An 11,730-nucleotide genomic window follows, 5' to 3' on the forward strand; every position below is an offset into this window, starting at 1 on the left:
ATTCCATTAACCCAAAAATTCAATATTTATCATGCAAAGTGCATTTGAAAAACACATCTTAATTACCGGAGGTGCCGGTTTTATTGGTTCTCACGTGGTAAGGCTTTTTGTTACCAAATATCCACAGTACAAAATTATTAATCTTGATGCCCTTACCTACGCAGGCAATCTTGAAAACCTGAAGGACATTGAGCAAAGCGCTAATTATTTTTTTGAGAAAGCCAATATTCTTGAATTAGCTGCAATAAAAGACATTTTTGCCAAACACAGCATTACTGATGTAATTCACCTGGCTGCAGAATCGCATGTTGACCGTTCTATTCTTTCGCCAATGGATTTTATTTATACCAATATTGTTGGTACCGTAAATCTGTTGCAAACTGCTAAAGATGTTTGGAAGGGAGAATATGAGAAGCACCGGTTCTATCATGTTTCTACTGATGAAGTGTATGGTACCCTGGGCGAAGAGGGTTTATTTACTGAAACCACACCTTATTCGCCTAACTCGCCTTATTCTGCCAGTAAAGCATCATCTGATCATTTTGTTAGGGCCTATGGCGAAACCTATGGCTTACATTATGTACTTACCAACTGTTCCAATAACTATGGTCCGAACCATTTTCCGGAGAAATTAATTCCATTGTTTATTAATAATATCATTAATAAAAAACCTTTGCCTGTTTATGGTAAGGGAGAAAATACCCGCGACTGGTTATATGTAATTGACCATGCCCGGGCTATTGATACGGTATTTCATAATGGTAAAAACCACGAGACATATAATATTGGTGGCTTTAACGAATGGAAAAATATTGACCTGATTAAATTGCTTTGTACCCAAATGGACGAAAAGCTGGGTAGGATACCAGGTGAGAGCGAACAATTGATTAGTTATGTAACAGACAGGCCGGGCCATGATTTACGTTATGCCATTGATGCCACAAAAATTAATAAAGAGTTAGGCTGGTCGCCATCAGTAACATTTGAACAGGGTTTAAGTGCTACTATTGACTGGTTTTTAAATAATAAAGCCTGGCTGGAAAATGTAACCAGCGGAGATTACCAGCATTACTACGAAAACCAATACAATAAAGGATAACATTTTTTGTTGCCAGTTAATTTGTACACCATAAAGGCCCAAAGAATTGCTGGCGCTGAAGAGTGCGACGCAAGTAAAGCTTCATTTATTTTATATACCCTGGCCCATAAAATTTATAACTATGAAAATTGAACAAACAGCCCTGAAAGATTGCTACATTATACACGACACGGTTTTTGAAGACAGCCGTGGCTATTTTTTTGAGAGTTTTAACGAACAAAAGTTTAACGAACTTACCGGATTAAATACCAGATTTGTACAAGACAACCAGTCTGCCTCTACCAAAGGGGTGTTGCGTGGTTTACATTTTCAAAAAGGTGAACATGCACAGGCCAAATTGGTTAGGGTATTAGAAGGCACTGTTTTAGATGTAGCCGTTGACCTTAGAAAAGATTCTCCAACACTTGGCCAATATGTAGCTATAGAATTATCTGCTACATCGCGTACCCAGTTTTTTGTACCACGTGGCTTTGCTCATGGTTTTGTAGTATTAAGTGAAAGAGCAGTTTTCTTTTACAAATGCGATAATTTTTACAATAAACAAGCCGAAAGTGGCATTATGTATAACGACACTACACTAAATATTGACTGGAAGATACCATCTGCAGAAATGATATTAAGTGAGAAAGACCAACAAAATCCATTATTTAACGACATCATGAAAACCTTGTAAACTATGAAAGGAATTATTTTAGCCGGCGGTTCGGGTACACGGTTGTACCCTATTACCAAAGCCATCAGCAAACAAATTATGCCGGTATATGATAAGCCGATGATTTATTATCCGCTTTCTGTATTAATGCTGGCAGGTATAAAAGAAATATTGATTATTACTACACCCGACGACTCTGCGCAGTTTCAGCGATTGTTGGGCGATGGCAGTGCGGTAGGCTGTTCTTTTACTTATGCCGTGCAGGCTGTACCCAATGGGCTGGCACAAGCTTTTGTAATTGGCGAAAGTTTTATTGGCAACGATAAAGTTGCATTAATACTGGGCGATAATATTTTTTATGGTTCGGGCTTTAGCAAACTGGTACAATCTTTTAACGATGTAGACGGTGCCGCTATTTTTGCCTATGAAGTTAACGACCCCGAAAGATATGGTGTGGTTGAGTTTGACGCCAATTTTAAAGCGCTATCTATTGAAGAAAAACCGCTGCAGCCAAAATCGAATTATGCAGTACCGGGTTTATATTTTTACGATAATAATGTTGTAGAAATAGCCAAAAATATTGCACCATCTGCCCGCGGCGAATATGAAATTACCGATGTTAACCGTGTATACCTGGAACAAAAGAAATTACAGGTAGGTGTAATGAACCGCGGAGTAGCCTGGCTGGATACAGGTACTTTTGATTCCCTGCACGATGCTACAGAGTTTGTACGCGTAATAGAAAAAAGACAAGGGCAAAAAGTAGGTTGTATTGAAGAAGTAGCCTACCGCATGGGTTTTATTAACTACGATCAATTAATGGCACTGGCAGTTATTTATGCCAAAAGCGGGTATGGAGAATACCTGAAACGAATAAAACAATAAAGAAAAAAAGCCCGGCTAAACCGGGCTTTTTAATTTAATACCAATGCCTTATTCAACCTTGCTTCCTCGTTAAACTTTCTAAAGCCATTTTCAATACCCACAATAATGTCGTGAATTTCAAAATACTCCTCGCTAATAATTCTGGAACCTTTTAAATCCTGCAAAAACTGGTAATAGGCCTGAATATTGTCTGTTTCAATATTTAGTACATCCGAAATAGTGGCATGAAAAGCTTCTGAACTAAATACCTGAATATTTAATGTTGCTGAAAAGCTTTGAAATAAGGGATACACCACATCGGTAAACGTTTTTTCTCTGTATGCTTTTGATAAAGCCTGCCATTTAGGTGTAGCTTTTAATAATAGCAAAACCTGATATTTCATAAAAATAATTTGTAATATAACAGCTGCGTGCCTGTTTGGTTTAAAACATTTCAGGGATTTGTATTGCCCTTAACCATATCTGCATTTTTTTAAATAATATGTTTTATTGAGCCTGCCAATGCTCAATGGGCATCGCCGCTTGCCACGCTCGGTTCAGGGTTCCACTGTTATGGCAGCTGTAGAAAATACAGAATACCACGCTGATAAAGTTTATTATTTATGCTGCTTTTGCTGCCATTTGTTATGAACGTACAAGAGTGCGACGCAAGCGGTGTTGCCTTTTATTGCTTTGCCGGGTACACCATAAATTCTCTCTTGTATAGAAAAAGGTGTATTGTTATCTTTGCACACTTATGAGTATTCAACAGGACAACAGGTTTCAGGCAATTATTGGCCACGCTAAAGAATATGGTTTTGTTTTCCCCAGTAGTGAAATCTACGATGGGCTTAGTGCCGTATATGATTATGGCCCATATGGCAGCGAGTTAAAAAAGAATATTCGTGACTATTGGTGGAAAAGCATGACGCAAATGCACGACAATATTGTTGGTATTGACGCTGCAATTTTTATGCATCCTACCACCTGGAAAGCTAGCGGGCACGTAGATAATTTTAGCGACCCGATGATTGATAATAAAGACAGCAAAAAGCGTTATCGTGTTGACCACCTGATTGAAGGTTATGCGGAGCAGTTAAAAGATAAAGGCAACCCCGAAAAAGCCGAAGCCGTTTTAGCTTCCATGGAAGCTTTATTGGCAAAGGATGATTTTAGTGGTTTAAAACAGTTGATTGATGATCATAAAATTGTTTGTGCTATTAGTGGCACCGGCAATTGGACAGAGATTAGGCAATTTAACCTGATGTTCTCTACACAATTAGGCTCTGTTGCTGAGGAGGCAGATACTATTTATTTGAGGCCCGAAACCGCACAGGGTATTTTTGTAAACTTTTTAAATGTGCAAAAAACGGCCAGAATGAAAATACCTTTTGGTATTGCTCAAACCGGTAAAGCTTTTAGAAACGAAATTGTTGCACGCCAGTTTATTTTTCGTATGCGGGAATTTGAACAAATGGAAATGCAGTTTTTTGTAAGACCCGGCACACAAAAAGAATGGTATGAATATTGGAGAGAACAACGCTTAAACTGGCACCTTAGCTTAGGCTTGCCAGCTGAAAAATATAAATGGCATGTGCATGCAAAACCAGCACACTATGCTGATAATGCAGTGGATATTGAATATGAATTTCCTTTTGGTTTTAAAGAGGTAGAGGGTATACATTCCAGAACTGATTTTGATTTAAGCAGTCACCAGAAGTTTAGCGGCAAGAAGATGACCTATTTTGACCCGGAAATTAATCAGCACTATGTGCCTTATGTTATTGAAACATCCATAGGTTTAGACAGGATGTTTTTGTTGATATTGAGCAATTCCTACGAAGAGGAAACGATAACCAAAGAGGATGGTAGTACCGATAGCCGCGTGGTGATGCATATTCCGGCTAAAATTGCTCCTATTAAACTGGCTTTATTTCCACTCACCAAAAAAGATGGTTTACCGGAATTGGCCAAAGAATTAATGGAAGAGTGTAAGCCACATTTCCGTTGTTTTTATGAAGAAAAAGATGCTATAGGAAAAAGATATCGGCGACAGGATGCTATTGGAACGCCTTTTTGCGTAACGGTTGATCATCAAACAAAAGAAGATGGAACTGTTACTTTAAGAAACCGTGATACCATGACACAACAAAGGATACATAGGAGTGAATTGAAGAATGAAATTTTAAAGGCAATTTTTTAAGTAATGATCCTTTTTCAAACTTTTAACTGATAGTATAGTCTATATAAAATAATTAAAAAATAATAACCTCGTTTCAAATAAAACAATCCTTAAATACTTGCCATGAACAACTTGATACAGTTATTGTCCATTTCTCCTTCTCCATCCTACACCATTGTTACTGTTGGTGTAGCTATGGTGGTAGGTTTTGTGGCCGGCTATTTTATTCGTGCTGGTGTAACCAGTAAGCATAAGAAAAGAGTAGTAAAATTAGAAAATGAAATGCTGTCCAACCATTCTCACATTTTAGAGCTGGAGAAACAATTAGGCCAATTAAGAAAAGACATACATTAGTCCTGTTAGCCGTATATTTCCTGATGAATTGCTTTGCGATCGTACCCTAATTCTGTAATTTTTTGCTTTGCTTCATCAATCATATTTTTCCATCCGCATAAAAAAAAGTCGGCTTCTGGCTTGTGTTCGCCAATTATTTGCCCGTACACTTTATGTACATATCCGGTTAGTTTTCCTTCCTGAGGTTCCTCCCTTGAAAATGTGGGCAAATAATGAAAATTAGGAAGTTCTTTAGAAAGTGCTGTTAGTTCATCAAAATAAAGTGCATCAGCAAATTTTCTGCATCCGAAAATAAGGTACAAATTTTTATGAGGTATGTTTTGCCGGTGAATATGATGCACCATTGCGCGGAAGGGTGCAATGCCTGTTCCCGTACAAATAAAGAATTGGTCTTTTTCTATTGGGCTGCTTAAAGTAAATATGCCCTGTGGACCACGTAGTATTATTTCGGACCCTACCTGAATTTCATTAAAAAGATAGGTTGTACCAGCGCCGCCCTCCAACAATACAATTACCAGTTCAAACACATTGGTTCCATCCGGAGCAGAAGCTATAGAATAACTTCTCCACCTTTTATTTTTCTTTTCGTGTATGGGTAAATCAAGCGTTACAAACTGTCCGGGAATAAAATCAAAAACTTCTATTTCAGGAATTTGTATAAAAAAACGTCTGGTGGTAGAGGTAATATTTTCTATACCAATTACTTTTCCTGTACGCCATGGTTCCAGCATAGAATAAAATTTTATTGAAAATACAAAGACAATTGCAAAAGAGAATGGATTTTAATGAATATAATCTTTATGCATATTTTACATCTTCATGTTTTTTCATGGCATCGAGAAGGTGTTATTGAATTCATCTAAAACCAATACCCAATCATTACCAATACCATTTGATGGTGGAGTAAATTGACTGGCTTTGTTTCTATTTATTTTTCCAATATCAATAACCGCTGCGTTTTTAGGATTAAACCACCAGGCATGAATTTGTCTTTGCTGTATAAAGGAAAGATCTATTGTAATTGGTTTTCCAATGGGTAAGTAAACCATTCCAAAACTTCCGTCTTCAGCTCTAAAAGCCACCATATGTTGTTCTTTTGTACCTTGTCCGCTTACTATTATATTGTCGTCAGGAATTCGATTTAGCATTGGCCTGCACTCCATTAGTTTTTTCAAATAGCCCACCTGTGTAGCGCCTGGCCTGGTAATAGCTTGTTGCCAGTACATTTTTGCAAAATTAATTACTGGTTCTCTTTCTGAATAAAATTGCCATACCGAATGGTGCCCATAAGTTACACCACATGCGCCGGCAAATACAGAGCGGTAACATTGCTTGCGCACATCATAATCATCATAGTATCCGTTTGCTGGGTTCCATGTGGGCCATGGGTTTACGGGGTGGTCTTCATAATTTGGTTCCCCATCAAGCGTTGGTTTTATTGGTAATATTTTTCTATCTCTATCAACCAATTCCCATGTAGGTACATCGTGTCCGCCACCGTGGCCACTTTGAAACATATTGACATCGAGCCATTTCTCATCTGGCATAAACTGGGTGGTGGAATAATCTCCGCCCCAGGGATGATAACTAAAAATGGCATTATTGTTTGTGCCTTGTTTAATACCTTTTGCCATGGCACTCCAAATAGGCCGCCAATCTGCACTGTCGTTTTTGGCGGGCCGATCGCCACCTAAAATCCAAATAATGTTGGGTTCGTTTTTATATCTGTTACCAAGGAACAAACCATAGTTAAAAGCATTGGATTGGTTAAATACAACAGGACCTTCTCCCCAAAGCTGTGTTACTTTATCGCCCCAGGTGGGTAATAAACCCATAAACAAATTCTTTTCTTTTGCCAGGTGTATTACACTATCTACATATAAAAAATAGTTTTCGTTGGGTTTTTCGGGATTTAGATCATAAAAAGGTATGTCGCCATTTCGGTTAGGTTTTCTTAGACCATCAAACTCGGCAAGTATCACTGCCTGTATTACATTAAACCCCCTAAGGCTTCGATTGCTGAGGTATTCATTGGCTTCGGTTAAATTAAGGCGATGAAATAATTCCCATCCGGTATCGCCCAACCAAAAAAAGGGCGTTCCATCAGTAAATTGTAAATAATGCTGATTGGGACTAATTTTTAAAGGACCATGCTGCCAAAGGGTTTGGGAAAGTGTAGATGTGCCAAACAAAAGCATAAGGAAGCAAACGATAATAAGTCTCATAACATATTTTTAGAGAAATTACGCTATTAGCTGAATTTTGAAGTGGTGATGTATAGATTTTTTTTCATTTGGCTTTGCTAGCGGTATTTTGTTTTAGTTTTTGAAGCTGTTTGTTTACTTTGCTTATGTAAACTGATTTGATTTATTTGTTGATTAGCATTACCAGCCGTTGAAGAGTGCGACGCAAGCGGTGCTGCATAATTATTATAGTGCCGGGTTCATAAAAATATATACAATGAGTACTCCTAAAAAATACCTGCAGTTTATTTTCCCTTTTTTTAATACAAAAAGAACCAAAGAAATTTTCAGGATAAACCCTACGGTTATTCCTGTTAGAGAAGAGGCCCTGGATATTAGCATTTATGTATACGATTATAACAGCACTTATTTAAAGGAGTATGATTTAAAAAGCACAGAGGATTGTTTTCCATTCAGGGATAATAATAATAATAGCTGGATAAATATTGATGGAATACGTAAAGCTGATGTAGAAGCCATTTGTAACCATTTTGGTGTGCACTATTTATTAATGGAAGATATTTTAAGTGTGGGCCAACGACCCAAAATGGACGAGTTTGATGGGATTCTTTTTTGCCTGTTGAATATGCTGTATTTCAATGATGTAAATGATGCTATTGAAACAGAGCAGATAAGTATTGTACTGGGAAACAATTTTGTTTTGAGTTTTCAGGAGTACAAAGACAAGGACGTTTTTAACCATTTACGTGATAAGCTGCGTATTAGTACCAGTAAACAAAGACAAAGTAAATCGGATTACCTATGTTATTCCATGATAGATTTAATTGTAGATAATTATTACAATGTGCTGGAAAAACTTGGCGAAAAAATTGAATTACTGGAAGAAGAGATTATTCGTTTTGGCAATACCCGTTCGCTGGCACGCATTAACGGACTTAGAAAAGAATTGATTGTGCTAAAAAGAAATATGGTTCCTGTAAGAGATATGGTAAATGGTTTTTTACGCACAGATTCTGAATTACTGGAAGAGCGAACTACCAAATACTTTAAAGATGTTTACGATCATATCGTTCAGGCCAATGATCTGGTTGAAAACTATCGTGATATGATGATTAACTTACAAGACCTTTATATGAATAAGGTTAATCTGAAACTAAACGAGGTAATGAAAGTAATGACAATTGTTACCTGCCTGCTGGCTCCCGCAACCGTAATAGGCGGCGTATTTGGAATGAACTTTGAAATTATACCGCTTACCCATCAAACAGAAGGGTTTTATGTGGCACTGGCCATGATGATACTAATTCCTATCTGGATGATTGTTATATTTAAAAAACGTGGTTGGTTCTAGTGTATTTTTTTGAAACAAACTATTGTTATTATGGCATTAACTGTTGCGTCGCACTACGTTCATCTGTATAACATGATGCAACATTATTAAATACAGCCATTATTTCTTTTTATAAATAGGTACCGTGCTGCATGGTTCTCCATACATAATGCTTTTTACATATGGTCTTAAATGGTGGGTAATAGCCACATATGCTGTTTCGGGTATGTTAATATCACCACAACCCTTTATTACCACCCTTTTATCCGCATAATCTTCTGCCTGAATTTTATTTATATTCTTTAACAGCACCGCATTTATTAAAGCAGCTTCATCTCCAAAAATTATTTCTTTTGCTACCGGCTGTAAATAAGATGCAGCAAGCATATATGCCCAAACCGGTATAATGGCATCGGCAGTACAGGTAATAGCAATATTTTTTTCTGCATACATTTGCCAATCGGTGGCCAGTAAAGCTGCGCGGTAATCTTTTTCTTTTAGGATAAGCCCCATAAATAAAAAGTCCTTTAAATCAAAAACAGCCGTATCGCCTTTAATATAAAAATCTTCCAGGTTAATGGTAACTATGCCACTCTCTGCCACCTTATTCACAAATGTTTCCTGCATAAAAAACGATTTATACAAAAATAATCAAGAATTAAACAAAAGCATGGGGTTAACGGACTGGGGTAGCCAATCACTTCCATTATTCCGCATACCGAAAAATAAAAAGGCATGGAAAATTCCATGCCTTTTTAAAAATACCGATATACTATTAATAAAAAGTAGATCTGAAATCTTCAATATCAGCAGATTCTTTCAAAGCACTTAAAGACCTGTATCCTGCCTGGTTTTTTAACTGCGATTCGAGTGATGAACGAATCATTTCAGGATTACTACCAAGTGAAGGAGCAGCATAAACATTTTCTCCGCGAATTACAAATACGCCGGTATTGCCAGCAATTGGCGCACTAACTTTTGATAAGATTTGTTTATTAAATGCCGCACCCAAAACCTTTGGCTCATTACCGATGGAAGGAATAATAAATGATTGAAAAGAAATGCTATCTGCCACAGCAACTGTGCGTCCAGCACCAGCAGCAATTTGATCAAGCGTGGTTCCTTTAATATTGGAAGCTATAATTTGTTTTGCTTTTTTCTCATTTTTAAGAATGGGTTCTACCATTGGTCTGGCATAAGCAGCACTCATTAAACCAGGTTTACTAACACCTGTAATAATGGCAACATAATAACTTTCGTTTACCTGGAATGGTGCAGAAACATCTCCCACACTATTTTCAAATACCCATTTTACCATTTGCCTGTTGTCGCCAATAGCAGCTATACTATTATCATTTGCTTTAATATCAGCAGCTGGCACCGGTTGTTTATTTAGTTTGGCAGCGCCTGCTTCAAATTTTGCTTTATCGTTATTGGCAGAAGCAAATTGAGTAGCAGCACTGTTGGCAGCATTAATTGTTTCCTGGCTGGCTACTATTGGTTTTGCTAAATAAGCGAGTTTATATGCAGGTTCAGATCCTTTCTGTCCCAGAATTTCTATATAATGGTATCCATAAGAAGTCTTTACAATTTTCTTTTCTCCTGTAGCAGCACCAAATGCAAAATCATTAAACTCTTCTACCATTTTACCTGTGGTAAAATAATCATATACACCACCTTTATCTTTACTACCAGGATCTTCTGAATATGCCGCACAAACTGAATCAAAATTTGCACCTGATTTAATTAAGGCTACTGCACTGTCCAATCTTTTATAAGCAGAACTATCATCTCTTACTCTTATTAAAGAACCATTTTGCTGAGGCTGATGGGTAGACAATAAAATATGACGCACTTTTACAGAATCAGGTAATTGTTTAACACCAACCATTTTAGCTATTACATAATTTCCTGCATCAATATATGGACCATAGATAGCACCTGCAGGTAAAGTAAATAATGAATCCTTTACTGGTTGTTGAATTTGCGATTTTGAAATATAACTATCGTAATAAGGTAATTCGGAAGCTGATTTAGCTATAAATTTTTTATTATCAGTAGCAGCAGCAAAATCTGCTTTTTGCAAATTGATCTGGTTGTAAATATTGGCTGAATCGTCTTTGCTGGCAGAAGCACCAAAATTTATATAAGATATTTGTCTGGTTTCTTCTTTCTGTTTAAACTGTTTTGGGTGCTTGTTTTCATAAGCCGCAATTTCCTCATCAGAAATAGTGATAGTGCTGTCTGAGATAACACCATAAGGAATGCTTACATATGAAATTTTTGCCAGGGCATTATTATCTGCATTAGCTTTTTCGGCTACAAATTTGGGTACATATATCGCACCTGTAATAAGTGATTGATATTTTTGGCGCAAACCCTGCTCAATAGTTGGTTCCAGATAGGCAGTGTATAATTGTGCAATAGATGGATCTGATGCATTTTTCTTCATTTGAGAAAATTTATCACGAGCTGCATTTGCATTGTACATACCTGTTGATGGATCTGTAAATGCCTGTTGTAACCAGGAAGGTGGGGTATTACCAAATAATAAATCACTAAGTTCTTTTGATGTAAATTGTATACCCAGTGTTTTATAGGCCTGGTTCATTACAGTGTTTTCCACCATAAAATCCCATAAACTACCCATTAACTGATCTCTTGGAGTACCGTTTGCTTCCTGATAGAAAGCAAGTTTGGTTTCAAAGTCATTACGATCTATAATATCCCCATTTACTTTACCTAATGTGGTGTTACTGGCAGAGGAACCTCCTTTGCGTGAAAACGCATCCTGAAGGATAAATGCAATTAATGACAATGCAATCGCACCAAACACAAACCACGCTGCTTTATCGCGTATCCGTTGAATTACTGACATAATATTATATATATGTTTTTAGAAGGATGGCAAAAATAGGGGAATAAAACATTTGAACAAATTGTGAATAAATAAGTAAAGGCTTGAACCGATAGTATTTAGCTTTTTTTAGTGATTTTTCCGGAAATTTTTTGATTTAGGCTATTAATTAGGTTGTGAAACATGAT

The 11,730-nt window shown here is 37.0% G+C and carries 11 protein-coding genes; 6 read left to right on the top strand and 5 right to left on the bottom strand.

From position 1 onward, the window contains the following. Positions 1-31: 31 nt before the first annotated feature. The 3 genes from rfbB (at position 32) to rfbA (ending at position 2,636) form a co-directional block, all read left to right on the top strand. Entirely contained in the window at positions 32-1,099 is a 1,068-nt protein-coding gene (rfbB, locus tag GD597_RS08735) for a dTDP-glucose 4,6-dehydratase (RefSeq protein ID WP_171607449.1), read from the top strand. Between the two features lie 121 nt (positions 1,100-1,220). Further along, entirely contained in the window at positions 1,221-1,772 is a 552-nt protein-coding gene (gene rfbC / locus GD597_RS08740) for a dTDP-4-dehydrorhamnose 3,5-epimerase (protein WP_171607450.1), read from the top strand. A gap of 3 nt (positions 1,773-1,775) precedes the next feature. Then, positions 1,776-2,636: a glucose-1-phosphate thymidylyltransferase RfbA gene (rfbA, locus tag GD597_RS08745; RefSeq protein ID WP_171607451.1), complete on the top strand. Its 861-nt coding sequence runs from the start codon at positions 1,776-1,778 to the stop codon at positions 2,634-2,636. Between the two features lie 29 nt (positions 2,637-2,665). Here rfbA and GD597_RS08750 read toward each other — a convergent pair whose 3' ends face one another. Beyond that, positions 2,666-3,019 (bottom strand): darcynin family protein, encoded by a 354-nt coding sequence (locus GD597_RS08750; protein ID WP_171607452.1) that lies wholly within the window; start codon positions 3,017-3,019, stop codon positions 2,666-2,668. A 353-nt stretch (positions 3,020-3,372) separates the two neighbouring features. Here GD597_RS08750 and GD597_RS08755 point away from each other — a divergent pair, with 353 nt between their 5' ends. Together GD597_RS08755 and GD597_RS08760 are read left to right on the top strand one after the other, a co-directional pair. Further along, positions 3,373-4,818, top strand: a complete 1,446-nt coding sequence (locus tag GD597_RS08755; RefSeq protein ID WP_171607453.1) for a glycine--tRNA ligase — start codon at positions 3,373-3,375, stop codon at positions 4,816-4,818. 102 nt (positions 4,819-4,920) lie between these two features. Beyond that, positions 4,921-5,151, top strand: coding sequence for a hypothetical protein (locus tag GD597_RS08760; RefSeq protein ID WP_171607454.1), 231 nt, complete (start codon positions 4,921-4,923; stop codon positions 5,149-5,151). 5 nt (positions 5,152-5,156) lie between these two features. Here the strand turns inward: GD597_RS08760 and GD597_RS08765 are convergent, their stop codons facing one another. Both GD597_RS08765 and GD597_RS08770 read right to left on the bottom strand, forming a co-directional pair. Further along, positions 5,157-5,882, bottom strand: coding sequence for a ferredoxin--NADP reductase (locus tag GD597_RS08765; RefSeq protein ID WP_171607455.1), 726 nt, complete (start codon positions 5,880-5,882; stop codon positions 5,157-5,159). Positions 5,883-5,978: 96 nt separating this feature from the next. After that, entirely contained in the window at positions 5,979-7,376 is a 1,398-nt protein-coding gene (locus tag GD597_RS08770) for a glycoside hydrolase family 140 protein (protein WP_216368545.1), read from the bottom strand. 235 nt (positions 7,377-7,611) lie between these two features. Here GD597_RS08770 and corA point away from each other — a divergent pair, with 235 nt between their 5' ends. Then, complete coding sequence (gene corA, locus GD597_RS08775) at positions 7,612-8,706, top strand: magnesium/cobalt transporter CorA (RefSeq protein WP_171607456.1); 1,095 nt, start codon at positions 7,612-7,614, stop codon at positions 8,704-8,706. Positions 8,707-8,805: 99 nt separating this feature from the next. Here corA and GD597_RS08780 read toward each other — a convergent pair whose 3' ends face one another. Beyond that, positions 8,806-9,312, bottom strand: coding sequence for a DUF2480 family protein (locus tag GD597_RS08780; protein WP_171607457.1), 507 nt, complete (start codon positions 9,310-9,312; stop codon positions 8,806-8,808). 148 nt (positions 9,313-9,460) lie between these two features. Then, positions 9,461-11,563, bottom strand: a complete 2,103-nt coding sequence (locus GD597_RS08785; RefSeq protein WP_171607458.1) for a peptidylprolyl isomerase — start codon at positions 11,561-11,563, stop codon at positions 9,461-9,463. Positions 11,564-11,730: the final 167 nt, after the last annotated feature.

Source organism: Limnovirga soli (genome assembly GCF_013106755.1).
In the GTDB taxonomy this organism is placed as follows: domain Bacteria; phylum Bacteroidota; class Bacteroidia; order Chitinophagales; family Chitinophagaceae; genus Limnovirga; species Limnovirga soli.

Excerpts from the sequence above, each read along its gene's own strand:
- corA (WP_171607456.1), top strand. The coding sequence starts at position 7,612 with ATGAGTACTCCTAAAAAATACCTGCAGTTTATTTTCCCTTTTTTTAAT.
- GD597_RS08780 (WP_171607457.1), bottom strand. The coding sequence starts at position 9,312 with ATGCAGGAAACATTTGTGAATAAGGTGGCAGAGAGTGGCATAGTTACC.
- GD597_RS08750 (WP_171607452.1), bottom strand. The coding sequence starts at position 3,019 with ATGAAATATCAGGTTTTGCTATTATTAAAAGCTACACCTAAATGGCAG.
- GD597_RS08755 (WP_171607453.1), top strand. The coding sequence starts at position 3,373 with ATGAGTATTCAACAGGACAACAGGTTTCAGGCAATTATTGGCCACGCT.
- GD597_RS08770 (WP_216368545.1), bottom strand. The coding sequence starts at position 7,376 with ATGAGACTTATTATCGTTTGCTTCCTTATGCTTTTGTTTGGCACATCT.
- rfbB (WP_171607449.1), top strand. The coding sequence starts at position 32 with ATGCAAAGTGCATTTGAAAAACACATCTTAATTACCGGAGGTGCCGGT.
- rfbA (WP_171607451.1), top strand. The coding sequence starts at position 1,776 with ATGAAAGGAATTATTTTAGCCGGCGGTTCGGGTACACGGTTGTACCCT.
- rfbC (WP_171607450.1), top strand. The coding sequence starts at position 1,221 with ATGAAAATTGAACAAACAGCCCTGAAAGATTGCTACATTATACACGAC.
- GD597_RS08785 (WP_171607458.1), bottom strand. The coding sequence starts at position 11,563 with ATGTCAGTAATTCAACGGATACGCGATAAAGCAGCGTGGTTTGTGTTT.
- GD597_RS08765 (WP_171607455.1), bottom strand. The coding sequence starts at position 5,882 with ATGCTGGAACCATGGCGTACAGGAAAAGTAATTGGTATAGAAAATATT.
- GD597_RS08760 (WP_171607454.1), top strand. The coding sequence starts at position 4,921 with ATGAACAACTTGATACAGTTATTGTCCATTTCTCCTTCTCCATCCTAC.